The sequence below is a fragment of the Paenibacillus sp. FSL H7-0714 genome (assembly GCF_038003765.1).
Lineage (GTDB): Bacteria > Bacillota > Bacilli > Paenibacillales > Paenibacillaceae > Paenibacillus_AQ.
The window spans coordinates 5,207,781-5,233,720 of the sequence record NZ_JBBOPT010000001.1; the positions used below are offsets into that span (position 1 = coordinate 5,207,781).

At 42.9% G+C, this 25,940-nt stretch carries 17 protein-coding genes; 2 read left to right on the forward strand and 15 right to left on the reverse strand.

Annotated elements, in window-relative coordinates:
* Positions 1–75 precede the first annotated feature (75 nt).
* From NST34_RS23355 to NST34_RS23395, 9 genes are all read right to left on the reverse strand, one after another.
* Complete coding sequence (locus NST34_RS23355; RefSeq protein ID WP_076284460.1) at positions 76–1,485, reverse strand: extracellular solute-binding protein; 1,410 nt, start codon at positions 1,483–1,485, stop codon at positions 76–78.
* A gap of 422 nt (positions 1,486–1,907) precedes the next feature.
* A complete protein-coding gene (gene pflA / locus NST34_RS23360; RefSeq protein WP_076284458.1) occupies positions 1,908–2,645 on the reverse strand; it encodes a pyruvate formate-lyase-activating protein in 738 nt (245 codons plus the stop codon).
* A gap of 217 nt (positions 2,646–2,862) precedes the next feature.
* Positions 2,863–5,124 (reverse strand): formate C-acetyltransferase, encoded by a 2,262-nt coding sequence (gene pflB / locus NST34_RS23365; protein WP_076284457.1) that lies wholly within the window; start codon positions 5,122–5,124, stop codon positions 2,863–2,865.
* 253 nt (positions 5,125–5,377) lie between these two features.
* Complete coding sequence (adhE, locus tag NST34_RS23370) at positions 5,378–7,999, reverse strand: bifunctional acetaldehyde-CoA/alcohol dehydrogenase (RefSeq protein WP_042129885.1); 2,622 nt, start codon at positions 7,997–7,999, stop codon at positions 5,378–5,380.
* A 400-nt stretch (positions 8,000–8,399) separates the two neighbouring features.
* On the reverse strand, positions 8,400–9,863 hold the full coding sequence (locus NST34_RS23375; RefSeq protein WP_076284456.1) for an ABC transporter substrate-binding protein: 1,464 nt from the start codon (positions 9,861–9,863) through the stop codon (positions 8,400–8,402).
* A 132-nt stretch (positions 9,864–9,995) separates the two neighbouring features.
* Positions 9,996–10,868 carry a carbohydrate ABC transporter permease gene (locus NST34_RS23380; RefSeq protein WP_341128847.1) on the reverse strand — a complete coding sequence of 291 codons (873 nt, stop codon included), beginning with the start codon at positions 10,866–10,868 and terminating at the stop codon, positions 9,996–9,998.
* Between the two features lies 1 nt (position 10,869).
* Positions 10,870–11,790 (reverse strand): carbohydrate ABC transporter permease, encoded by a 921-nt coding sequence (locus NST34_RS23385; RefSeq protein ID WP_042129891.1) that lies wholly within the window; start codon positions 11,788–11,790, stop codon positions 10,870–10,872.
* Positions 11,791–11,907: 117 nt separating this feature from the next.
* Complete coding sequence (locus tag NST34_RS23390) at positions 11,908–13,236, reverse strand: response regulator (RefSeq protein WP_042190532.1); 1,329 nt, start codon at positions 13,234–13,236, stop codon at positions 11,908–11,910.
* A gap of 19 nt (positions 13,237–13,255) precedes the next feature.
* Positions 13,256–15,049, reverse strand: a complete 1,794-nt coding sequence (locus tag NST34_RS23395; RefSeq protein WP_076284455.1) for a cache domain-containing sensor histidine kinase — start codon at positions 15,047–15,049, stop codon at positions 13,256–13,258.
* A 317-nt stretch (positions 15,050–15,366) separates the two neighbouring features.
* Between NST34_RS23395 and NST34_RS23400 the strand changes: the two genes are divergently transcribed.
* Entirely contained in the window at positions 15,367–15,531 is a 165-nt protein-coding gene (locus NST34_RS23400; RefSeq protein ID WP_179085761.1) for a hypothetical protein, read from the forward strand.
* A 74-nt stretch (positions 15,532–15,605) separates the two neighbouring features.
* Here the strand turns inward: NST34_RS23400 and pgmB are convergent, their stop codons facing one another.
* From pgmB to NST34_RS23415, 3 genes are read right to left on the reverse strand one after another with little or no spacing between them, the layout of a single operon-like run.
* Complete coding sequence (gene pgmB / locus NST34_RS23405) at positions 15,606–16,241, reverse strand: beta-phosphoglucomutase (protein WP_076284454.1); 636 nt, start codon at positions 16,239–16,241, stop codon at positions 15,606–15,608.
* A gap of 32 nt (positions 16,242–16,273) precedes the next feature.
* Entirely contained in the window at positions 16,274–18,556 is a 2,283-nt protein-coding gene (locus NST34_RS23410; protein ID WP_341128848.1) for a glycosyl hydrolase family 65 protein, read from the reverse strand.
* Positions 18,553–20,859, reverse strand: coding sequence for a glycoside hydrolase family 65 protein (locus tag NST34_RS23415; protein WP_076284452.1), 2,307 nt, complete (start codon positions 20,857–20,859; stop codon positions 18,553–18,555). Before NST34_RS23415 ends, NST34_RS23410 begins: the two co-directional genes overlap by 4 nt.
* Before the next feature lie 419 nt (positions 20,860–21,278).
* Between NST34_RS23415 and NST34_RS23420 the strand changes: the two genes are divergently transcribed.
* Positions 21,279–22,004 carry a Crp/Fnr family transcriptional regulator gene (locus tag NST34_RS23420; protein WP_042129903.1) on the forward strand — a complete coding sequence of 242 codons (726 nt, stop codon included), beginning with the start codon at positions 21,279–21,281 and terminating at the stop codon, positions 22,002–22,004.
* A 272-nt stretch (positions 22,005–22,276) separates the two neighbouring features.
* Here NST34_RS23420 and NST34_RS23425 read toward each other — a convergent pair whose 3' ends face one another.
* From NST34_RS23425 to nirB, 3 genes are read right to left on the reverse strand one after another with little or no spacing between them, the layout of a single operon-like run.
* A complete protein-coding gene (locus tag NST34_RS23425; protein WP_076284451.1) occupies positions 22,277–23,068 on the reverse strand; it encodes a formate/nitrite transporter family protein in 792 nt (263 codons plus the stop codon).
* Between the two features lie 52 nt (positions 23,069–23,120).
* Positions 23,121–23,441 carry a nitrite reductase (NAD(P)H) small subunit gene (locus NST34_RS23430; RefSeq protein ID WP_042190549.1) on the reverse strand — a complete coding sequence of 107 codons (321 nt, stop codon included), beginning with the start codon at positions 23,439–23,441 and terminating at the stop codon, positions 23,121–23,123.
* 32 nt (positions 23,442–23,473) lie between these two features.
* Complete coding sequence (nirB, locus tag NST34_RS23435) at positions 23,474–25,897, reverse strand: nitrite reductase large subunit NirB (protein ID WP_341128849.1); 2,424 nt, start codon at positions 25,895–25,897, stop codon at positions 23,474–23,476.
* Positions 25,898–25,940: the final 43 nt, after the last annotated feature.

The window sequence follows — 25,940 nt, forward strand, 5'->3', positions numbered from 1 at the left end:
TGCAAACACATAAATTCTTTGAGTTTAAAAATGTACCCTGGTTCTGGCACCAGGGTACATTCAATTTGCAGCTACTTATTCAACTGCTGCGTTTGCTTCTTCTTGTACCTTCTGTAAAGCTTCGCCCATTTTCTCAGGAGTTGTCTGACCACCAATCAGCTTTTGAATTTGAATGTTACTGATTTCTGTAGTTACATCAGCTTGAACAAGTGAGTCAAATGCTGGGAACGAAGATTGTGAGTTATTAAGTACACCTACGATTTCGCTCATCAGATCATCCGTAATATTTTCATTCAGCACGTTTTGATCAATTTTCATTGCTGGCAGTACGCCATCTTCAACAAGACCACGTAATTGCATTTCTTCGTTAAACAAGTTTTTGATGAAAGATTTCACAGCAGCCAATTGACGTGGATCTTTCTCAGCAGAAGCAGAGAAACCGTAGCCATTGTTTACATCGCGCATCAATGCAGTTTGGTCGCCTACGCCACCATCAACTGGAGGAATATTGAAGAATCCAACTTTACCAATCAAACCTTCGCCAGATTGTCCTTCTTTAAATACGGAAGATTTCCAAGTACCATCATACAAGAGGATTGCTTCACTACTAGTGAATTGTGTTGTATATTCAGCATACTCGAAACCAAGTTCGCCTTTTTTGAAGTATCCTTTGTCAACCCATTCTTTGTACTTTGCAAAACCTTTTACAACGTTTGGATCAGTCCATTTAGCTTCGCCTGTTGCAAACTTAGCGGTTACATCTGGACCTGCATAACGTGACCACAAGTGGTTAGCTAGCATAAGTGGTACCCAACCAGCCTTAGATGCACCAGCCAAAGGTACTTTTCCGTCAGCCTTGATGTCAGCCAATTGTTGTTCCAATTCAGCAAATGTTGTTGGAGCTTTCCAACCCTTGCTATTGTAGTATTCTTTGTTGTAGAAGAACCCTTCACCAGATCCACCGATAGGCAATCCGTAAATTTTTCCTTCATAAGTGAAAGGATCAAGATTTGAGAATTTATCCTTAATTCCAAGTTCCTCTAGGATTGGAGTCAGATCGAGTAATTTACCTTCTTTAGCATAGATCTTAGAGTCAGGGCTTCCGAAAAGATCGAAGATCTCTGGTGGATTACCTGCAGCCATTTCACCACGTAATTTTTCTTTACGGTTTACATCTGAATCTACTCCATCAAGCTTAAAGGTCAGACCCGGTACATCGCCTTCTACCTTTTTCACTACTTCTTGCAGAATAGCTAAACGTTTCTGTTTGTCGGCACCGATTTGAGTGTGACGAATCGTCATTTCGAACGGCTCGCTACTAACCGGTTCTTCTGTTGCTGGAGCATTTGTAGCATCCGCTGCATTCGTCGCGGTAGCGTTTCCATCTCCTTTGTTAGAAGATGCATTGTTGTTGCCTCCGCAACCTGCCAGTAAAGCTGATGATACAAAAATCAGGGACAATAGCAAAGTCATACCTTTTTTCATTTCTTGTGACCCCCCATATAATGTTGTGCTTTACACTTCTTATTATAGAAAACAGATTCCATTCTCGTAAGGTTAAGATTCATCCACTATAGGGATAAAAATCTCTAATGAAAGCGGAATCAACTACACAATATGTAATATAATATAACTTTATTTCAGTAATAATTACGATTAAAAGCTTTATAGCGTGATTTAACCATACATACACTTTGAAAATAATCATAAAAACTCAATGCAATGATACAATATATATCATAACGGATTTCCAAGTCGTTAATTAACAGCAGTAAATATACCATTTTTTTAAAGCGAAAATACAAAATTACCCCTTTAAATGACATCAGACGTCCCTCATAACAAAAAAAGCCGTTCCTTCAGCAGTAAATCACTGAAGGAACGGCTCCACTTAATGTAGGTAAGAATTATACCAACGCTGTCTGCTTACGACCTTCTTCGACTAAGCGGTACGCCCGCTGAACTTCTTCATCCGTAGGGGATGGCACTCCATCCAATTCATAAGCCTTACCGAGCATTTCCCATTTATAGATACCCATTTGATGATAAGGTAAGATTTCAAATTTCTCAACGCCATTTAAGGTTCCAATATAACGACCTAGATTGATAAGGTCCTCTTCACGGTCATGAATGCCTGGAACATATACATGTCTAATCCACATCTTACGGTTATGATCTGACAGCCAACGTGCAAGCTTCAAGGTCCGATCATTAGATTTACCAGTTAACTTAATGTGTGCTTCTTCATCAATATGCTTCAAGTCAAGCATCACCAAGTCCGTAACATCCAATAAGTCATTAATCTTGTCACCTTCGTTGTAACCATTACTATCTAGTGTAGTGTGCAAATTCCAACGCTTCTTAACTTCCGTAAATAACTGCTTTACAAATTGTGCCTGCAAAGTAGGTTCTCCACCGGATACAGTCAGTCCGCCTCCGGAAGAACGATAGTAGTTCAAATAAGGCTCGATCTCGGAAAGCACTTCTTCGAGACTCATTTCTTTGCCTTCATCTAAAGCCCAAGTATCAGGGTTATGACAATATTGGCATTTCAACAAGCAGCCCTGCATGAATAAGACAAAACGAATACCAGGCCCGTCAACGGTCCCAAAGGTTTCCAAAGAGTGTATGCGACCTTTAATCATAGGATGTCATCCTTTCGCCACGACAGACTAACAGTCCCTCTTTCACGAAGAAGCTCCCTGTCCTTGAGACTGTCATTCTCCTTAATCGCGGCTGTGAAATTTAAAATTTTAACCATTCTCAAACAAGATATTACCGCCCTTGAGACAAGGGCGGTATCTTCCTTGCAACTATTTCAATGTAGAATTTAAATCAAAGATCTTTATAAATAGGAACGAATTACATCGAACCATGGAACGTACGGTTAATTACGTCCATTTGCTGTTCGCGAGTCAGCTTGATGAAGTTAACTGCATAACCGGATACGCGGATAGTCAATTGTGGATAGTTCTCTGGGTGATCCATAGCGTCCATCAGCTGTTCACGGTTAAATACGTTAACGTTCAAATGCTGAGCGTTATTATGGAAGTATCCGTCCATCATGTGTACCAGGTTAGACTTACAGGATTCATCGTCTTTACCTAGTGCCTTAGGTACGATAGAGAACGTATTGGAGATACCATCTTGTGCATCGGAGTAAGGCAGTTTGGCTACAGAGTTCAGTGAAGCCAGAGCACCTTTCTTGTCGCGTCCGTGCATTGGGTTAGCACCTGGTGCGAATGGTTCGCCTTTTTTACGTCCGTCAGGTGTTGTACCTGTCTTCTTACCGTACACTACATTCGAAGTAATGGTCAATACCGATTGAGTTGGCACAGCATCACGATAAGTTTTGTTTTTACGGATCATTGTCATGAAGGTTTCAACCAATTCTACTGCGATGCTGTCTACAGCATCGTCATTATTACCGTAGCAAGGGAATTCGCCTTCGGTTTCGAAGTCAATTGCAATACCTTGTTCGTTACGGATCGGTTTAACCTTCGCGTATTTAATAGCACTCAGCGAGTCAGCTGCAACGGACAGACCAGCGATACCGCAAGCCATCGTACGCAGAATGTCGCGATCATGCAGTGCCATTTCGATACGTTCGTAAGAATATTTGTCATGCATATAGTGAATGATGTTCAAAGTGTTAACGTAAGTCTTAGCCAACCACTCCATCATCGGTTTGAAGCGTTTCATTACTTCGTCATAATCCAGATATTCAGAAGTGATCGCTGGGAATTCCGGTCCAACTTGTGCTCCGGATTTTTCGTCTTTACCACCATTAATAGCATACAGCAAAGCTTTTGCCAGGTTGGCACGAGCGCCGAAGAACTGCATTTGTTTACCGATACGCATTGGAGATACGCAGCAAGCAATAGCATAATCGTCACCCCAGTATGGACGCATTAGATCGTCATTTTCATACTGAATTGCACTAGTTTCGATGGAAACCTTAGCACAATATTTCTTGAAGCCTTCAGGCAATCTCTCGGACCACAGAACAGTTAAGTTTGGTTCCGGAGCTGGACCCAAGTTGTACAGGGTGTTCAGGAAACGGAAGCTGTTCTTGGTAACACGAGTGGTTCCATCTTCAGCCATACCACCGATGGATTCAGTTACCCAAGTAGGGTCGCCGGAGAACAGATCATTATAGTCAGGTGTACGCAAGAATTTCACGATACGCAGTTTCATTACGAAATGATCGACAATTTCTTGTACTTGTTCTTCAGTCAAAGTACCTTCTTCAATATCGCGTTCTGCATAGATGTCTAGGAAGGAAGAAACACGTCCCAGGGACATCGCCGCACCATTTTGTTCTTTAACTGCTGCCAGATATCCAAAGTATACCCATTGAGTAGCTTCCTTGAAGTTCGTCGCTGGTTTGGAAATATCCATACCGTGAGCTGCTGCCATTTCTTTCAATTCGCCCAGTGCACGAATTTGCTCAGACAGCTCTTCACGCAAACGAATTACTTCTTCTGTCATGGAATCAACTTCAAGCTCAGCTAGTTGTTGCTTTTTGTCTTTAATCAAGAAATCAATACCGTACAGAGCAATGCGGCGGTAATCGCCGATAATACGTCCACGGCCGTAAGCATCAGGAAGACCTGTGATAACGCCGGATTTACGTACTGCTCTCATGTCTGGTGTATATGCATCAAATACGCCTTGGTTATGCGTTTTGCGAATGTTCGTGAACATGTCGACGATGTTTTGTGGAAGCTCGAAGCCATAAGCCTTCGTAGCATCGACCATCATCTTGATCCCGCCGAATGGCTGAATGGAACGTCTGAAAGGAGCGTCAGTCTGTACGCCTACGATTTGTTCCTTGTCCTTGTCAATGTAGCCTGGAGCGTGTGAAGTGATTGTGGAGACAGTATCTAGGGAAACATCCCATACGCCGCCTCTTTCTCTTTCTTCCTTGCTCAGTTGAGAAATAATCTTCCATAGTTCAGTTGTGTTACTAGTAGGACCTACGAGGAACTCTTCGTTACCTTCATAAGGCTTAATGTTACTAGCAATAAAGTTGTTAACGTCAACTTTCTTGGACCATTTACCTTTTGTAAAACTTCTCCAACCGGATTTCACTTCATTTACTTCTTTTTCAATCACCGACATGCTAAATCCCTCCATCTATATTTATTATATTTGTAGAGATCGCGGGCTTGAAGGTTGATCCCGTGTCTCGTGATCCCCAAAAAGATGTGGTTGTTCCAAATTTCACAATCAACATTTCATATGTGGGACCGTTGTTTATATAAACATTCTAGTTTATTTTCTATAAAAACACTGTGACAAATATCACCTTTCGAGTGATATTTGTCACCTTTATCTAAGTCCACAACTATCCTATTCTCTATTTAACCACTTATTAATTATCAAATCTTCCGTAGAACGCATTACGGTATACATCAGCAAGCTCAGATACCAGTGGCAGCTTAGGATTGGCAGTTGTACATTGATCTTCAAACGCACGGTCAGCCAAGTAATCTACGCGGGATTCGAAGTCCTTAGGATCAAAGCCCAGTTGTTGGAACGATTCTTCGATGCCCAATTTTTTATTCATATCGCGAATAGCATTGATCAGGCTAGTTACACCTTCTTCAGTTGTGCGAGCTGGCAATCCCAGAATACGGGCAATTTCAGCATAACGCTCATCAGCTACGAAGTGCGAATATTTAGGGAACGAAGCGAACTTCGTAGGTTTTTTAGCATTGTAGCGGATAACGTGTGGCATAAGGATCGCGTTAGTACGACCATGAGCAGTGTGGTACTGTCCGCCCCATTTATGCGCCAAACTGTGGTTAATACCCAAGAATGCATTGGCAAAGGCCATACCAGCAAGTGTTGATGCGTTATGCATTTTCTCACGTGCTACTCTGTCGCCTTCCAGCGCTGATTTTTCAAGGTATTGGAATACCAGTTGAATCGCTTTAATAGCTAGACCATCAGTATAGTCACTCGCCATAACAGATACATAAGCTTCGATAGCATGTGTCAATACGTCCATACCTGTATCAGCAACTGCAGTTTTTGGCAAGCTGTATACGAACTCTGGATCAATGATAGCCACATCTGGAGTTAACTCGTAGTCAGCCAAAGGATATTTGGTGTGCTGTTCAGTTGTTTTATCGGTAATAACTGCGAAAGATGTTACTTCCGAACCTGTACCCGAAGTAGTTGGAATCGCTACAAACTTAGCTTTGTTACCAAGTTTAGGGAATTTGTATACCCGTTTACGGATATCCATGAATTTTTGTTTCAGACCATTAAAGTCTGCGTCTGGATGTTCATAGAATAACCACATTCCTTTTGCAGCATCCATTGGGGAACCGCCGCCAAGTGCGATAATGCAGTCCGGTTGGAATCTGTTCATCATTGCAGTACCTTTTTCAACTGTAGTTGTCGATGGATCTGGTTCAACTTCAGAGAACACTTCGATAGCTACAGGAGTTTGACGTTGACGCAGGTAATGTTCAACTCTTTCAACATATCCAAGCTTAACCATCATTGGGTCAGTGATAATTGCGACACGTGTGATATCAGGCATTTTGGTCAGGTACTGAGTAGCGCCTTTTTCGAAATAGATCTTGTCAGGTACTTTAAACCATTGCATATTCACGGTACGACGATTCACCCTTTTCACGTTGATCAAATTGATTGCTGTAACGTTTTGCGACACGGAGTTACGACCATAAGATCCACAACCCAGAGTCAACGAAGGGATATTAGTGTTATAGATATCGCCGATCGCACCATGTGTGGAAGGCGAGTTAACGAGAATACGTCCTGTTTGCAGACGGTTAGAGAACTTCATGATTACTTCTTCGTTGTTGGAGTGGATAGCCGAGCTATGTCCCATACCACCAAATTCAACAATTTGAGCTGCGCGTTCGATACCTTGATCTGCATTTTTAACTTTGTAGCAAGCAAGAACCGGGCTTAATTTTTCAGCGGAAAGTGGATATTTAGTGCCTACACCTTCAAGTTCTGCTACCAGAATCTTTGTGCCGGCAGGGACTTGAATGCCACACATTTCAGCAATTTTCACTGCGGATTGACCTACGATTGCTGGGTTAACCGCACATTTATCTACATTCATTGCTCCACTAGTCAGTTTGGCAGCTTCTTCTTTATTCACAAAGTAGCATCCATTAGCAATCATTTTCTTCTTCACTTGATCGAAGATTGGTTCTTCGATAATAACAGCTTGCTCGGAAGCACAGATCATACCATTATCAAATGTTTTAGAAAGAATGATGTCCGTTACGGCTTGATCAATATCCGCGCTCTTTTCAATGAAAGCAGGTACGTTACCAGGGCCTACGCCAAGTGCTGGTTTACCACAGCTGTAAGCTGCTTTTACCATTGCAGAACCACCAGTTGCCAAGATAAGAGCAACGTCTGGGTTGTTCATCAATGCGTTTGTCTTGTCCATTGTTGGCATTTCAATCCATTGGATACAGTTCTCAGGAGCGCCAGCTTTCACGGCAGCATCATGAAGAATTTTTGCAGCAGCTGCACTACACTCTTGCGCAGATGGGTGGAAACCGAATATAATAGGGTTCCGTGTCTTAATCGAAATCAACGCTTTAAACATCGTGGTGGATGTAGGGTTGGTTACCGGTGTGATACCCATAACAATTCCGACGGGTTCAGCAATTTTTTGGAAGCTATCATAAGCGTTGTCTTCAATAACGCCTACTGTTTTATCGTATTTAATTCCGTGCCAGATATATTCAGTTGAGAAGATGTTCTTCGTAATTTTGTCTTCGTATACGCCGCGTCCAGTTTCTTCTACGGCCAATTTTGCGAGGTACATATGTTTGTCGAGTCCAGCCAACGCCATTGCATGAACGATTGTGTCAACTTGCTCTTGGTCTAGCGCCATGAACGCCTCATGCGCTTTTTTTGCTTTATCCACTAAATTCTGAATATACTCTTCAGCGGTAACTTGTTTAACTTGGGCGGCGACTTCGTTCTTAACTGCCATCTCCCTCGTCCTCCTGTCAATTTTTAGTTGTTTTTCTCTACACATTTATCTTATCACATGATTTCCACCTTGTATAGTGAAATCTTTCACAAAGTATAAAGTTTTTTTGATTTGTTTTCAAAGCGCTTTCATTCGATCATATTATAGTCTTTTTACCATATTATGTGTTATAAAACCCTTTAAATCTTAGAATTATACTTTAATAAGCAAAATTTTAGCTCCTTTTTATTCCATATATCTAAAATCAGTACACAAAAATGTATTCTCTTCATCACAGTCAATTACGATTTTTCTACACCGCCATAATTTCCAATTGATTATCACTAATTCTGAAGATTTATAAATTTATAAATCTTCACAACAAAAAAACGACCCCAAAGGGGCCGGTTTTTGCATTAAACTATTCCGCTTTAATCGTATCAAAGAATTTCTCTTGCACTGTTTTAGCTGCTGCTTCTAACTGGCTCTTGGAATCCGTTCCTTTTTTGGAGAACAGCTCTTGAATAACATTGGACATGGTTGCGTAATAGTCCTGTGTGTTGTATTGAGCTTCAGGTTTACCATCCAAAAGTCCCATAATGTCAGGGCTATATTGGTATACATTTGTGTACTTGTCATAAACCGCTTTGGTCTTCTTACCAAACTCAGAATCAGCTGAGTAGTAGTCTAAGAGCGGCGGGATAAAATATTTGCCATCGGTTGTACGTTGTTGAAGAATTGCATCCAGTGCTTCCAAACCTTTGTCAGAGAAATAATCAAAAGTAATGTAGCGGAATGCCATTTCTTGTTCATCTGGCGTAGCATTTGGATTAATTACTAGATAGTCACCACCAAGTACCCCTGTGTGCTTTCCGCCTTTTTCCATAGCTGGCATAGGATACGTAAGCACATCCTCAGGTTTCAGTCCACCTTGGTTCAACGCTTGCTCGATAACGCCATCAGATCCGGCCATTACCATTGCTGTACGACTTTGTTGGAACGCACCTACAGCATCCCCCCAACCAAGTGCCCAGTCCTGAGGAATCGCGTTAGCTTCCCATCTAAGTTTCTTGTAGAAATCCAGTGCTTTAATGCCAGCATCGGAATTAAATGTAGCTATAACCTTACCGCCTTCAATCTTTTGAATCTCTCCGCCAGCTTCAAACAGGAAGTTGGTCCAGTTCCAACCTGCTTCGTTCCCCTTACCCATTGGAGCAATACCGGAAATTCCTTTTTTGGCATCAGCTACACCTTTAGCCGTATTCAGCATATCATCCCAAGTCCAATCCATAGGCGGAATGGCTACGCCTTTTTCATCCAGCATTTTTTTGTTGATCATAGTGGTTGTTACATAACCTTTTTGTGTTACTCCGAAAACTTTGCCGTCGATGATAAATTGATTTTGAAGCACTGTGTTAATTTGATCTTTAAATTCATATTTGTTCCATAAATCTGTGATGTCAGCAACCCAGCCCTTTTCAACCAGGAATTTAGCTTCTGTAGCAAAAGTATTAAAGAAGGTTGGTGCTTCATTCGCAGCCATCTTAATTCCGATTTCACTTACATTGTACTGCCAGTCGTCTTTAACGATTTCTACGTTCGGATATACCTCTTGGAAACGTTTGATTTTGTCGTCTTCCTGTGCTCTTATTTCAGTTAAGTCAGGTGTTGGATAGTGAATCTTGATCGTCACTTTTCTTTGAGTAATGTCATCCACTGGTGCATCTGTAGCGGTTGCTGTATTATCCGTTACCGCATTTGTTGGCGCAGCAGATGCTTCCCCGCCTTTGTTCCCCGCTGTGTTTCCGTTATTGTTGCCGCTGCAAGCAGATAGCAACGATCCGGCTACAAGTACGCTTAGTAGAACGCTAGAGTACTTACGCATTGAAACTCCCCTTTTCAATTCATAATTATCTTACATATCGATCATAAATTAGAAACCGTTTACAAACGAGGTGCATTTATATTCCTTTCATGTGCATGTTTACGATCCATGGTTAAATTCGTCGATAATTGCTTATCCCTTCACTGCCGACAAAGCAACCCCACGCATAATGAATTTCTGGAAAATCAAGAAGACAATGATTGGAGGCAAGGATACTATAAACAGGATTGCAAATTTAATATTAGTATTGAGTGCCTTCACATTAATAACGTATTTATAAATGGCTGTCGCAAGCGTATATTTCTCTTCACTGTGCATAACCAGAGATGGCCAGAACCAGTCATTCCATGCAGTAGAAAAGATAAAGATCGCTAATGTAGCAAAAATCGGAATGGATAGTGGCACGGCAATGGAGAAAAAGCTTCTCGGCTCAGAGGCCCCATCAATTCGTGCTGCTTCAAAGATTTCTGGATGAATCCCGTCAAAAAAGTTCTTTAACAATAGAAAGTAGAACGTGTTCGCTCCCGCTGGCAACCAGAAGGCCGCATACTGATTCAGCAATCCGAGCTCTTTCAAATTGACAAAGTTCGGGATCATGTAACTGGTCGCCGGAATAAACAATGTCATCAGGAAGAAGAAGTAAATAGCTCTTTTGTAAGGAACATTCATACGAGAAATACTAAAAGCCGACATTCCCAATACGACAAGCGTCACGACCATATTCCCTAAAAAGATATAAATGGTGTTTCTAAGGAACATGGGTAGATCAATGTAATTCATCGCATCTTTAAGATTACTGAAGTGCCATTCCTGAGGGAAAAAATGCGGCGGGAATGAATTCACTTCTTGATTCGACTTCAACCCGTTGAATAACGTCATACAAATCGGGTACAGCATGCTAAAAACCATAACCAAAATAACGACGCACATCAAACCATAAACGATCTTATTACTTTTTTTTTTCAAATCGTGTTCTGAAAGAATTCCTCTATCTGCGCTCTTCATCTTAGTAGTCCTCCTTGTTAAGCTTGAACTGTAAAATGCCCAAACCACCTAGGACAATGAACATTAACATGCCAAGCGCAGTAGCTGTTCCATAATCGAGTCTTGTAAATGCATATTTCACGATCAACAGCGCATAGGTAAGCGTAGTATTATTTGGCCCGCCATCAAGCAGCGCCATCTGTGACTGATACCCTTGTGAAGTACCAATAATTTGCAGGATCAGCATCAAAAAGATCAAATTACGCAGTGAAGGCAATGTGATGTACTTTATACGTGCCCATATACCTGCTCCATCAATCTCAGCGGCTTCATACCAATCTCTTGGAATGCTGAGTACAGCAGCTAAGTATATTAGCATCCCTGATCCGAACTGCTGCCATGTTTCCATAAACACAAGGGAAATCATCGACCATCTTGTATCTGTTAAGAAGGCAACCTGATCCACACCCATTGTGCCTAGTAACGCATTAATCGGGCCCACCGGATCATAAAGCCATCTCCACAGTCCATAGAGAACCACACCAGGCATTACGAAAGGAAGGTAAGCCGCTACACGTACAAAGCCCCCAAACTTTCTCAGCTCCGAGATCATGATGGCAAAAGCAATCGGAACCCAAAAACCAATAATAAGACATAGAAACATGTAATACCCAGTGTTCTTTAATGCGGTCAAAACATCTGGATCACTAAGTGCTCTACTGTAGTTCTCAAAGCCTACAAAGCTATTACCTTTCACAAAATCAACATGGTAGAAGCTGTACAGTAAGCCTTTAAAAATTGGAACCCACAAGAACATAATAAAAATAATTACGGCAGGTACGAGGAACATATATCCCCAAAAGTTTTTCTTCCAGCGGTTTTGCTTGTACGGTGTCCCCTTCAGCGTCGCCGGGTTTTCGGTTACTACTGCGGTTTGATTCATCAGGCTCCCTCATTCCATTGTTCTATCAGCATTTTTCGCAAAATGCTTCCTACCTTAAATTGTAGGAAATGAGGGTTGTACTGAACATGTCTATATCTACCGAAGTCATGAGTGTTTTTACTTCTTCAATTCGCTGGGGCTAATCCCATAATATTTTTTGAAAATTTTACTAAAATGCTCGGGCGATTCATAACCCACACGTTCCGCAATTTCGTATCTGCGAAGATCGGTATTCAAAATCATCTCCCGACTTTCTTCCATCCGGAGCTTGATTACATATTCCCACAGGTTATAACCTGTATTTTTCTTAAATAGGTAGCTCAAATAATTGGGGCTAACATGATTCTTTTTAGCCACATCGTGAATAGTAAGTCCTTTTTGAGCATAGTTCTCGTCAATATATTCTTTTGCTTTTTGTACGATCAGATTGCTATGCGTATGAAGTTCTTCTACAGAAGGATCACTCGTGTAACTGTTCCAGTTGAAATCCCCATAATAAAACACGTAATGGTCACTATGCTCATTATTCCAGAGAATTGCATTAGAGGCCTGACGGTTCAACACGGCCATAAACGAAAGCCCCTTTAAAATCTGGCTAATGCCAATGACCACATTCAGATGTAAATACTTATGGATATTAAAATGAAGACTGCGACCAAGTATATCTAGCCTGTTGATTTGGCCGGCAGAAGAATCCTCATAGCTTTTTTCATCCCATTGAATAATGATCGTAATTTCTCCATCCGGCGCATAAAAGGCTATCGAGTTCCATTCCTGATCCATTAATTCTTTGGCAATGTTCAGCGCAGCATAACAAAGAAGCCGTCTGTCCCGAATAGTATACTGCTTCTCCTGGTTTACTCCAGTCAGTGGTACCTTAAGTTTTAAGACGGAAAAATACGGCCCTTGTAGCTTCAGGTTATCCAGCTTCAGCAGGTTATCTCCTTCAGCTAGTACAACCCCAGGGTCAATGAGCAATTCGTTCAAGAGCTTGCTATATTCCGGCAGCGGCTCTTCCAGTCGAAAGCTTTCGTTAATTCCAGACATGAAGACATCTAGTTCTGGTGAGGGCTTCCCCATCTTAAGGAGCACATTTCGGACCGAATCCAAAAACTGCTCACTATTCAAAGGCTTGATTAAATAATCCTTTGCCCCGAGCCTAACAGCCATTTGAGCATATTGAAACGTCTCATGAGCAGAAATCACGATGGTCTGTACCCATGGTTTGGCTAGTTTGGCATGCTGCATCAGATCAATTCCACTCATCGCACCCATCTGTATGTCCGTAACGAGCAGATCAATTTCCTCCATACGTATACAGTCTAGTGCTTCAAATCCGCTATTAGCTGTATAGATATTAGAAATATCCAGCCCGGATGAAGCTAATAAATTGCTCAATCCTTTACAAATCAATGGTTCGTCATCCACAACCAATATATTGAACATATCTGCATGCTCCCCTTCCTTAGTCCTGATTCTCCGATTTCGGAAGCTTAACTGTTACTAGCGTTCCGCCTTCTGTACGAGGGGTATAGCAGATGCCATAATCAGAGCCAAAATGTAAATGAATACGCTGGTTAATATTGCGGATACCATAACCGCTAGTGGGATTGGGGCTTTCATCATTCAATACAGCTTCTATGGCTTCATAGTCAACAGACTTATAGCCGTTATCTTCAATAGAGATCCTAACGGTTTCATCCTCACATACTGCTGTGATGGTGATCTCACCATCCTCACCCATATTTTTAACCCCATGAATAATAGCATTTTCTATTAATGGCTGCAGCGTGATTTTTGGAATTAGGTTGCTTTTCGTATCCGGGTGAATATTCATCACAACTTGAAATACATAATCATAACGGTGCTGCTGTAGCTTGATATAGGCCGTTGCATGCTCCAGCTCTTCTTCAAGGCTGATCAGCTCCCTTCCCCGACTAAGACTGATCTTCATTAGTTTGGACAATTCCTTGATCATCTCGGCGGATTCGACATTTCCTTCTAAAGAGCTTTTCCAATAAATGCTCTCTAGGGTGTTGTAAAGCAAATGAGGGTTGATTTGTTGGTATAGAAGTTGAAGCTGGGATTCCTTCTGTTTAAGCTCCATCTGATATTTGTATGTGATTAATCCGTTCAGCCTTCGGGCCATATCATAGGTAGAAGCAATCAGCACACTGACCTCATCGTTACTCCCCCTCCGTGGTGTCTCTGGAACTCGATTACCCGGCTCGTATTTTCGCACGAAAAAAGCCAGCTTTTGCAAAGGTGTCATTAATGAACGCCAGAAGTACGTAATCATAATTAGTCCAAATACTGCATAAGCCACGGTGATATATTGAATAACACTTTTCATTTCGTTCTGTTGCTGCAGTAGCGCCTTTACCGGAACTTTGTAGACCAGTTTTTGTCCAAGCGCATGGTTATTGTTAACCACATAGATAAAATCGGAGGTAATCACATCCACAGTACCTTCCAGATCCTCGGCAACAACCGTCTCCGGCAACGCAATTACTTCTCCAGTATTATTCGTAGTAGAGGCGAGAACACGGTTGTTTAAGTCTGTTAAGTAAATTTCGCCGTCAGGCAAAGATATCGATTTGAGAGATTCTCCAATTTTAGAGTCCATTTTGGTGATGACCAAAACCCCTATAGTCTCCGCTTTTCTGGAAATGTTGTTTACAGCTCTCATGTAAGTAAGTGTCTTTAAATTCTCCGCTTGAGCGCTTAGCCTCTCCGTGAACTTCAGTGAGCCGCGTCCTTTCTTCTGAACAACCTCCTCAAACCAGTAAGGCTCTTCGGCTTTAGAAAAGAAATAAACTCCCGCCTTCTTAACCTGTGGAAAATTGGGAGCAAAAAAGTAATAATCATTCGGATCGTATATATAAAGGGAGTAATAGATGCCATCACCACGTTCAGCCCCCTGAGAGTAACTGACCAACAGCTTCTCTATTGTCTCATATCGTTTGACCCGCTCCAGTATGGTATCCGAGCCAGTCATATTCATTTGCTGAATCAGAGGATTTTGAATCACGGTGGTAGTGATTTTATTTACTGTATCGATATCCCGATTAATGATCGTAAAGTTCTGCTTGTTCAATTCCACATATGCATTCGTAACATGGCGCTTCAGTATTTGCTCTGCCTTCAAATTCCCATATATGTTCAAAAAGAAAATAGGAGAAATCATAATCAGGAATAGTAGGATGAGCTGCTGCTTGACGCTCAGCTTTCGAATCAATCTAATCAGCCTAGACAACACTATAGTCACACCTCCGGGTTAAATAACTATATCAAAGGGATAAACGCTTACATATGTTCATTTTAAAGTTTTTTATGTTCATTTGTATGTAGTTTTTTTCTGTTGTACGGATTATAAGAGCATGTGATATAGACGTCACTGCGTGGAGCGTTTGGGCTTACGATCGCTGTTATCCTCAGATTTCCTGATTTTATACCGCTTGGCGGTAGAAATCCGAGGATAAAGGCGACCACTTCGTTTCTCCAGCTCCAAACCTCCACTCCGCAACTCCATCACCGGAATTCCTAAAAACCGAAAACAGAAAAAAGGGAGGGAGAGTGAAGGCCACTGCGTGGGGCTATGAGAGGTATTATTCGCCTCTGTTTTACACTGTTGTGGGCTTCACATTTGTTGAGCCTTTGGATGAGCGATTGGATTACCCAATGAGCGACATTACTACTTGGTGTGCGCAGTTGTACTTGATAGCTGAATACACAGCGTGAGCACAGGAATTTAAAGCAAAAAAAGACCGACCCCACAGTAGCATCAGCTACTTTGGAGTCGGTCACCTTTTTATTTAACTCAACAACTCATACAATCCTTTTACAACCATATCGGCTTCCTTCAGCACTTCCGGCTTACCTATGCCTACTACCTTCATACCTGCAGCCTTACCTGCTTGAACGCCCGCTTCCGCATCCTCAAACACGACACATTCGTCCGGCTGTAAGCCTAGCTCCTGACCAGCGATCAAGAATACCTCCGGGTCCGGCTTGGCAAGTGACACTTTGTTACCGTCAACTACGGCATCGAACAGATCCGTAATGTTCAGCTTATTCAAAATAAACTCTGCATTCTTACTAGCTGAACCTAACGCAATTCCAATCCCGCGCGTTCTCAGTCCAGTTAAGTATTCTTTGACCCCAGGAAGCAGTTCCGACTCCTCAAGCTTCGAGATGTACTCTACATATATGCGATTCTTCTTCTCCGCCATCGCAAGCTTCTCCGCTTCTTCAAATTGTAGGCCACCAACTTCCAGAAGAATATCGAGCGATCTCATCCGGCTCACGCCCTTAAGGCGTTCGTTATCCTCCTCTGTAAATGTAAAGCCTAGCTCGTCAGCAAGACTCGCCCAAGCCAAATAATGATATTTGGCCGTATCTACGATAACGCCGTCCAGATCGAAAATGGCACCCTTCATATTTTGCAACATGGATTTACTTCCTCTCCGTTGTTAGTTAATGTCTATACTGTTGTTTCGACCAAGGTTAGCCGCAAGCTCTCACCTGCACCACAGGGCTTTCCTTCTCGCCCTTGTACCGAGAACACCAGAGTCCCGCTGTAGTCGGCTGCTGTGATAACTGTAACTTCATCCTTGCTGATCCGCAGCTTAAAGGTATTCCCCCGAAGCGTAACCGGAAGCTCAACAGACTGCCAATGTTTAGGCAGTGAAGGTTTGATATGGACAGTTCCCCCATCATAATCCAACCCTGCAAAACCAAGCACCGCAGCCATCCAAGCACCACCGTTAGCGGCTGGGTGGGTACCACCGATATAAAGATCGCCTACGTACTGCTTAGATTCTCCCGTGAGATCAACAGTAGCCGTGCGCATAAAATATGGATATCCCCAATCCGGCGAACCAATATCGGCCGCTACCAAAGCGTAGATACAAGGACTAAGACTTGACCCATGCTCGGTGCGCGGTTCGTAGAATTCCCAGTTCGCTTGTTTCACTTCCTTGGTGAAGGAATGTTTGAATAGATTTAACATCAGTACGACATCCGCTTGCTTCAGTATTGTTGTGGTTGTGGCTAATCCATTACCGCCACCCAAATACTCATTTTTGTTAAGTACACGGGATTTCAAATCTGGCAGCCTAACATCTTCTAAGGTGAAGTAACGGTCGAATTGTTCGATGACAAGACTGGCAGGGTCTGGCTGCGGAACATAGAAGCTATCCAGCATAGCTTTGAACTCTGTCAGAAACGGACCTTCGCTAAACTCTGTAGAGAGTTGATTGTACACTTCCGGATACTTATCTTGCAGCAATTCTGCTGTGCGCAAGGCAATCTCCAGTGTCTCCTTAACCAGAGCATTCGTAAAAGCATTATTGTTCACACGCTCATGATATTCGTCTGGACCTGTTACATCTAGAATCTCGAAGCGTTCTTTTACTGAATTATAGTAAGCATAAGAGTAGAAGAACCGGGCACATTCCCAGATCACTTCCGCCCCTCCGCTAGTCAGCAGACTCTCGTCACCTGTAAATTGAACGTATTTCCAGATCCCATGTACAACATCCCCACTGATATGAACCTGCTTATCACGGAAATAAGTCCGCATTGGTCGACCGGTAAATACATCATTCACATTAAACAGTGTACAAGCATCGTCTCCTGTATCCTGACTTTCCCAAGCATAGAATGCTCCCAAAAAACCATATTCCGCGGCCTTCCGGCGAGCTCCGTCCAAGGTATGAATCCGGTACATCATCAGGTTGCGAGCAACCGTTGGATCAGTATGCAGGAAGAAAGGCAGCATAAACATCTCCGTATCCCAGAATACGGCCCCTTTATAGACCTGACCCGATAAACCTCGAGCCGGGATAGAAACCTTTTCCGAAACTGTAGGTGCAATAATTAACAGCTGATAAATACTGTATCTTAGAGCAAACTGGGCATCCTCATCGCCTTCGATAATGACATCGCTAAGCGACCATCTTTCTTCCCATTGCTGGCGATGAGCCTTTAATAACTCGTCATAACCGAGCGATTCAGCAGCTAGGACAGACTTTACTGCTTCTGACTCCGGTACACTAACATCAAGTCCAGTATATACCGCAACGTACTTAAACCATTCATAGGTCTCACCCGCACGCGCTTCAAAAGAAATCCGGCGAATACTAGCGCCCTCATCCAGTTGCTGATCTCCGAAATTAAATACGGCTCTCTCCGCCACAACTACCGGAATGTTCAATTCTCCACTAGTGGAGGAAGAGATTAGTACCTCACCCTGTGACTTTACTTTTTGACCATAGAGGTGGGGACCATTGATATCCCATACATCTACGTCAATCCCGGTCTCAATCACAATTTGGCAGTCCTGTGTACTATGGATAGAGTATTTACTAACGAGCAGGTGAAGATTGTCCTGGCTTACGAAACGATCTGCTGTAAATGTCAACATCCCACCATCAGATAGACTATAGCCAGTGCTCCGATGATGAATGGCACTACGAATATTCAGCTCCTGAACATGAGAGCTCGGTTCTTGCTCTAGCACACTTAAAGGTTGACCGTTGCAGACAATCTTGGTCCATAATCCATTAGGAGCATTGACAGGTTCTCTCCACTTATCTCCCGCTTTGTCATATAGACCAGCTAAAGTTACGGCAACTAACTCAGTTTTACCGAATTCCTCAAGTGTCCCGCGATATCCCATATAGCCATTGCCTAACATATATTTGTTCCCGTTCGTCGTCACAAGTTGCTTGTCAAAACAGCTATCCCTAACCGCCCAGCTCATCGAGCCAACATCCCTTCACCTAGCGGAAGCGTCGTCCCGGATGCGTCCACCGTAATTGACTGCCCATACACTGTAATATCAGTGCTACCCCCATTAATTGCGGTGAGCGTTACTGAAGTCTTGTTGACCAAAATACGTAGTAATACCCCTTCATACATCACTTGGAAGCTATACTCGTTCCAGCGCTCCGGCAATGAAGGCTGGAAGGACAAACGATCCCCATCTGAACGCATACCTCCAAAGCCATACACAATATTCATCCAAGCGGCTGCAATCGAAGTCGTGTGCAATCCTTCGCGTGTGTTACGGTTGTAATTGTCTAAATCCAGTCTTGTCGCAAATTCAAAGAACGAATAGGCTTCTTCTGGCTTACCGATTTCGCTTGCCAGTATGGAATGGATCGAAGGTGAAAGTGAAGACTCATGAATACATCTAGACTCGTAATATTCATAGTTAGCAAGCTTCGCTTCTTTAGAGAATTGTCCATTATATAAGAACATAAACATGAGAACATCCGGTTGCTTAATCATGTCATAACGGTACAATCGATCATACGACCAGTTCGAGTAGAGCGGAAACTCTGTTACAGGAATGGAATGAATATCAATATGTGGCATATCGAAGAATCCATCATGCTCCTCAAATACTCCTGTCACTTCGTCAACCGGAATCTTCATATTGTCTGCTTTATTTTTCCAATCGCTAAGCTCTTCGTCACGGAGTCCCGTCTTTTCCGCAACCATTGCAAAAGCCTCTGGTGCCTGTTCTTTCATTTCACTCAGGGTGTCTAAGGTGTATTCAAATGATTTTTGGGCCATCAAATTAATATAGCAGTTATTATTCACCATCAATTGGAACTCATCAGGACCCATTACGCCAAAATATCCATATTTCCCACTCTGTTGACCCCATTGACCGCGTGTAGCATAGAATCTACTGATCTGGATCAGCATTTCAGCGCCTTTACTGTGCAAGAATTCTTTATCCCCAGTATTTTTGACATAATGCCAGATACCATAGGAAATAGCAGTCCCTACATGAAGCTGAAGATTCGAATGCTGCCAGAGATCACAGCTTTCAGTTCCGTCTATTGTTGCAATAGGGTAGCAAGCGCCATCGCAATCAACATCTTTAGCACGTTGCATAGCCTGAGGTAATGTCTTATATCTAAAGTCCAGTAAACTCCGTGCAGCCTTAGGATTATTAAACATATAGAATGGTAAGCAATACGACTCTGTATCCCAGAACGCCAAACCACGATACACTTCTCCAGTCAATCCTTTAGCGCCGATGTTGAACCCTGGATGATCACCATGATAAGTCTGATAAAGCTGGAAAATGCAAAAACGAATGCCCTGCTGATTCTCAGGATCGCCCTCAATCCGAATATCACTTGTCTCCCAGATACCATTCCAATATGCCGTCTGATCCGCGAATATTTGAGTATCGCTCAGTTGGCTTGCACTTTCAGCAAGAGCTAGCCCTTTGCTCCACAGCTCTTCAGCTGTATGGGCAGATTCACTATCCGAATAGTTGATAACCAGCTTTGTAAAATGGGTCGCTTTTCCCTGAGCAAGATCCATAGTAAAGCTTTGTCCAATAAATTTCTCATGTTCAACTCGCGTAAGCTGAAGCGACTGTGAAGATTGTAAAGAAAAGCTAGAGAATAGCTTGTTAGCTGTATTCACTGTTCTCGCCATAATAGCTGTGGTAGATCCTTGTTCTCCACTGCGGAGACTACTCCACATACATTCGCCGCGTTCCTCATGAATAATGCTGAAATCAAGACCTGCACAAATGTCCACGCTGCCCGAGAAATTAAGGGGCTCAAATTCCACCCGCTGTAGTCCCAGATGAGACATCGTCATACTTACCAAGCGTGTAAAGACAACTTTTAAGATTTTTCCATCATCTAGGTGCCAGATTAGCTCCCGCCGATAAGTCCCACTACGAAGATCCAGTTTGCGCACATAATCCGATATTTTACTTTTTGCCAGATCAAGCTGTTCACCATTCACAGTGATCCGCGTATACAGCCAGTCCACCGCATTTACCATATATCTCAGCGAGCGAATAATCCCCTTATAATGATTGCCAATGTCCAATTGTTCATTTAGCCCGTTGAAATAACTGCCTTGCAGGGAATCCCCAGAGTAACCTTCCTCAGCATACCCCCGCACACCCATATACTCATTTCCCAGTGAAAAAATAGATTCCGAGGTCCGATTTCGTTCTGGATCAAAGCCCTCTTCAATAATTGCCCAAGGATCTACCTTAAGATATTTGTCCGCCACTTTAGCCATGTATGATTTCCCCTTCTCCTGGTTTTTGCTCTATTCTCAGGATATCGTTCCATACCCGTTGCGCCAATGTCTGACCTTAATGAAGATGTGTGCGTTTATACGGAGTTGAAATCGAACGGATTTCTATATCATGAATTTTTGCAGTATAATATGAAGAATCTAATAAGAACAAAAAAAAACAGCAACAGACCCATTATTTGAGAATAATGGATTGCCACTGCGGATATATAAAGAACATATACTTCTTACTCCTTTTTAGTTAAAAATCATATTACATCTTGCACTTTTGAAGTGAAAATAATCACAATGTTGAAAATTCGACACTTTTAAATGGTTTTTCTTAACCAAATCGAAGATTTTAGAGGTATAATTAATTTAAAATTTACTGAAAAACTGAGGGAATAAAGGGGATGTCGATTATGCTAAAAGAACATTACAATGTCATCGAAGCCCACGGAAATACAAACTGTTTCTCCGAACAGAATTTCAACAGACTTCTTGTTACTATGAAAGAACGCGTTGTTCCAGAGGGTTCACATCTTTTCTGGGAAGGCGACTACTCGGATAAATTGTTTTATATCAAACGTGGACGTGTGAAATTAACTAAATCAACGGATGAAGGTAAAGAACTTATTCTTTATATGTACCAAGCCGGCGATATGGTAGGTCAAGCGGACCCATTCTTCAGCACCAAGCACAGCTTTACTGCAGAAGTGATTGAAGAAAGTGAAGTTGGCGTTATCGAGCAAAAGGATTTAGAAATTCTCATTTGCCAACATTGTGATTTTGCCATCGACTTTATGAAATGGATGGGCATTCATCACCGTCTAACTCAAACGAAATTCCGTGATCTGATGATGTATGGCAAACCAGGCGCACTTTGCTCCACTCTCATTCGACTTGGTAATACTTATGGTGAGAAGAGCAGCGATGGTGAGAACATCCTCATCAACAAAAAAATTACGCATACAGATCTGTCCAACATGATCGGTGCCACTCGTGAGAGTGTAAACCGGATGCTGAGTGACTTGCGTAAAAAAGACGCGGTTGAGTACGAGAACGGTATGATTGTCATCAAGGATCTTGGCATGCTGCAGGAAATTTGCCACTGCGAAATGTGTCCAAACGAGATCTGCCGAATTTAATTCCATTATAATGTACCCTCTATTCTCCTCAATGAAACATACATGACCCAATTATTCTGCACATTATAAAATAGAGTGGTCAAAGGCGCCTAACATAGGCGTCTTTTTTTATACCACAAGACAAGCAAAAACGCCTTCGGCGTCCCTAATGGACGGTAAGCGTTTATGCGAGAAATATAAGGATAATTTATAGCGTGAAACTTATACTTTCTTATATTTAGAAAAAGAGCTGAACCCGAAATTAGGTCAGCCCTATAACCATAAATATACTCTTAACGCTTGATCTGAGTACCACGCACGGGAGAGATCATCCAGTAGGCCATGCCGACGAATACGCCACCGCCAATTATATTCCCTAACGTAACGGGTATCATATTGTGTACCCATCCGGCAATTGTAACGGTGTCCGGGTGATTCGGGAGCAACACAGCAACACTCAGCAGCGTCATATTAGCCACACTGTGCTCATATCCACTCGCAATAAAGGCAAACAAACACCACCAGATTAGAACCAGCTTCGCAGTTTCACTTTTAGCGCGTGAGGCCATCCATAGCGCTAGACAGACCAGCCAGTTACATAGAATTCCACGGAAAAATAGCTCCGAAAACGGAAGGCTCATTTTCTTGGCTGCAGCCGCAAAGATCAGATGCTCTGGGGGAGCCGCACTGAATAGTCCAGTTCCTCGAATCAAAAGTGCTAAAATCACTGCCCCTACCACATTCCCTACAAACACAAGCACCCAGTTCTTTACAGTATCCCAGATACTTGTTCTACCAGCTAGTGTACTAACCGTAAAGAACATATTATTTCCGGTAAACAGCTCTGAGCCTGCAAACACAACAAGAGTCAAGGCAATACCGAAGGATGCACCCATAATGAGGGGTTGGAAAGGCGATTTGGCAGCCGCTAGAGGCGCTCCCAGCGAAAAAATAAGGATAATCCCAATGCCTACATATGCTCCTGCCAAAAGGGCTGCTAGAAAATATCTTGGTAAACTTTCATTCATTTGGTCTCGCTTGCTGACTGCCGCCTCGACAATGTTTTCCACACTTTGAGTAAACATAGTACTCCACCCCACCGTTTTCTATTTCATCCTTTACTACAAGCTTCGGTGTCTACAAGCTCACTGTCACAATGTCTCCGACAAGGGAGACTGGATAAGTCATAACGATACCTTGATCCGGTGCCTGAACTTCACCCGTGCGAAGATCTATTTTCCAATCATACAGTGGATCATAAAGAAAGTGACCCGAAACGATCCCTTCCGCAAGCGGCCCCCCTTTTGGATGAGGGCTCCGATTCTCAAGTGCATAGATCGCTCCGTCAGAGGTACGAAATACAGCCAGCTCCACATTTCCAGCAATCACCACACGGCCAATCTGCAGCAGGAAATCCTGTACTGATCCTATTGGATACGTTTGTGTTGTCTTATTCATTGGTCTCTCCCCTTCTGTGTGCGTTATATCCGCTAGACTCTTGTTTCTTCAAAAAGCGCAGCACGAGTGCTGCTGTCATTGAGCATTTTTTTCCAAGGATCCGTAACCTGAGTCAGAGCAAAGTCAATCCGTGCGGCCAGCTCTTTGCGGTTATCTTCATTATTCAAAATAACCATTTGAATCCGCTCAAGTCCCATACGCTCAACCCACTCGGAAGTTCTCTCCAAATAATTGCCGGTCTCACGGTAATATTGCATCACTGCGGAGCACACTTCGATCAACTCTTCATCGGTCTTAATTTTGCAGAAGGAGTCTGCGATCCGTGGCTTGATCCCACCGTTACCACCGATAAACACTTCCCAACCACCATCATTTCCAACGATGCCAATATCCTTCGTGCAGGATTCCGCACAGTTACGTGGACAGCCGTTGACAGCTATTTTAAACTTGGCAGGAAAATCAAGACGTTCATACTTACGTTCTATGAGCGCGCCCATTCCCAGCGAATCTTGTGTGCCAAAGCGGCAGAACTGGGAGCCCACACAAGTCTTAACCGTACGCAGGGATTTGGCATAACCGTAGCCTGAAGGCATATCCAGCTCTTCCCATACCTTAGGCAAATCTTCCTTCTTCACACCGATTAGATCCAGGCGTTGCCCTCCAGTTACCTTCACAACTTTCACGTCATATTTAAGGGAGACGTCGGCGATTTTCTTCAAATCCTCCGGCGTAGTTACCCCACCATACATGCGTGGTATCACGGTGTAGGTTCCATCTTTTTGAATATTGGCACCCATTCTTTCATTTACAAATCGGGATTCTTTCTCATCTTGATGGGTATCAGGGTTCATCATCCCTAGATAATAGTTAATCGCCGGACGACACTTGGAGCAGCCTTCCTCTTGTTTCCAACCGAGTACATTCATGACCTCTTTTGTTGTTTTAAGACCTTTAGCTGTAATTTCAGCAACAATTTCATCACGGCTAAGCGTTGTGCACCCACAAATACCTTGCTTAGCAGCTTGCTGGAAACTGTCACCTAAGACAAATTGCAGGATTTGTTCTACTACGGGTTTACAACCACCACAAGAGCGAGTAGCGCCAGTGCATGCTTTGATCTCATCCACAGTAGTAAAACCATGTTCAGTAACAGCATCTACGATCGCTTTTTTAGTTACACCATTACAGCCGCAGACAATTTCTTCGTCCGCCATAGCTTCTACGGATGTGCTCTTCTTAGCTCCGCCACCGCAGCAGCCCGTTCCCATAACCTCCGTATAAATCTCATCGGTCATTACTGCGCCTTGTTTTACTAGCTTTTGCAGATTCGCGGACTCCGTTACATCACCGAACAAAACCGCACCGACAATCACATTATTTTTGAGCAAAATTTTCTTATAAGTTTTCTTCCATTCATCTTTGCTTGAGATCACAGTGTGTTCAGGACAATCCAAAAACTCACCTGCAGAAAATACATCCACCCCAGATATTTTAAGCTTCGTGGAAACAATCGAACCTTCATAAGGCTTGGTATCGCTACCACATAAATGTTTAGCTAGAACCATGCCTTGTTCAAATAGTGGAGCCACCAGTCCGTAACACATACCGCGATGCTCAGCACATTCGCCGATGGAATATATATTCTGCATGGAAGTTTGCAAATAATCATCCACCACGATCCCACGATTTACGGAGATTCCGCTATCTTTTGCCAATGTCACGTTCGGTTTGATTCCAACAGCCATTACCACAAAATCTGCAGCAAGCGTACTGCCATCACTAAAACGCAATCCACTTACTCTCTGTTCCCCGCTCAATTCTACCGTTTGTTTGCCCATAGCAAATTTCACGCCTTGACGCTCCAGCTCAGCTTGCAGCATCGAGGAGGCATTCCGATCAAGCTGACGCTCCATCAGATCTTCCATCAAATGAACTACGGTAACATCCATACCAAGGTTCACAAGACCTTTTGCCGCTTCCAACCCAAGCAAACCCCCGCCGATGACAGCCGCTTTGCTGTATTGTTTGGCCGCTGCCAGCATCGCATCACAGTCTGAAATGTCTCGGAATCCTACAACGCCCTCTTTATCACTGCCAGGTACAGGTAAAATAAACGAATTCGAGCCTGTCGCAATAATTACCTTGTCGTAGGGGACTATCATCCCACTATCCGTAACAACTTGCTTCGAGCCTTCATCAATTCGTGTCACCGTTGTTCCCGTGTGTAGAGTTATATTATTGTCTTCATACCAATTCCAGTCGTTTAGGATGATATCATTAAGGGTCTTACTTCCTTCAAGAACATAAGACAACATGATCCGATTGTAATTGGGGTGAGGTTCACTTCCAAAAACCGTGATGTCATAAGCTCCACCCAGCTTCAATATCTGCTCAATCGTACCTATGCCTGCCATACCGTTGCCGACTAATACTAGTTTTTCTCTTATCGTTGTCATGGTTAGGTGCCTCCTCAAGCTTATGAATACCTGATCAATTTCT

What these genes read in the sequence shown, in the direction of transcription:
- NST34_RS23355 (WP_076284460.1), bottom strand. Translation starts at nt 1,485, where the DNA reads ATGAAAAAAGGTATGACTTTGCTATTGTCCCTGATTTTTGTATCATCA.
- pflA (WP_076284458.1), bottom strand. Translation starts at nt 2,645, where the DNA reads ATGATTAAAGGTCGCATACACTCTTTGGAAACCTTTGGGACCGTTGAC.
- pflB (WP_076284457.1), bottom strand. Translation starts at nt 5,124, where the DNA reads ATGTCGGTGATTGAAAAAGAAGTAAATGAAGTGAAATCCGGTTGGAGA.
- adhE (WP_042129885.1), bottom strand. Translation starts at nt 7,999, where the DNA reads ATGGCAGTTAAGAACGAAGTCGCCGCCCAAGTTAAACAAGTTACCGCT.
- NST34_RS23375 (WP_076284456.1), bottom strand. Translation starts at nt 9,863, where the DNA reads ATGCGTAAGTACTCTAGCGTTCTACTAAGCGTACTTGTAGCCGGATCG.
- NST34_RS23380 (WP_341128847.1), bottom strand. Translation starts at nt 10,868, where the DNA reads ATGAAGAGCGCAGATAGAGGAATTCTTTCAGAACACGATTTGAAAAAA.
- NST34_RS23385 (WP_042129891.1), bottom strand. Translation starts at nt 11,790, where the DNA reads ATGAATCAAACCGCAGTAGTAACCGAAAACCCGGCGACGCTGAAGGGG.
- NST34_RS23390 (WP_042190532.1), bottom strand. Translation starts at nt 13,236, where the DNA reads ATGTTCAATATATTGGTTGTGGATGACGAACCATTGATTTGTAAAGGA.
- pgmB (WP_076284454.1), bottom strand. Translation starts at nt 16,241, where the DNA reads ATGTTGCAAAATATGAAGGGTGCCATTTTCGATCTGGACGGCGTTATC.
- NST34_RS23410 (WP_341128848.1), bottom strand. Translation starts at nt 18,556, where the DNA reads ATGAGCTGGGCGGTTAGGGATAGCTGTTTTGACAAGCAACTTGTGACG.
- NST34_RS23415 (WP_076284452.1), bottom strand. Translation starts at nt 20,859, where the DNA reads ATGGCTAAAGTGGCGGACAAATATCTTAAGGTAGATCCTTGGGCAATT.
- NST34_RS23420 (WP_042129903.1), top strand. Translation starts at nt 21,279, where the DNA reads ATGCTAAAAGAACATTACAATGTCATCGAAGCCCACGGAAATACAAAC.
- NST34_RS23425 (WP_076284451.1), bottom strand. Translation starts at nt 23,068, where the DNA reads ATGTTTACTCAAAGTGTGGAAAACATTGTCGAGGCGGCAGTCAGCAAG.
- NST34_RS23430 (WP_042190549.1), bottom strand. Translation starts at nt 23,441, where the DNA reads ATGAATAAGACAACACAAACGTATCCAATAGGATCAGTACAGGATTTC.
- nirB (WP_341128849.1), bottom strand. Translation starts at nt 25,897, where the DNA reads ATGACAACGATAAGAGAAAAACTAGTATTAGTCGGCAACGGTATGGCA.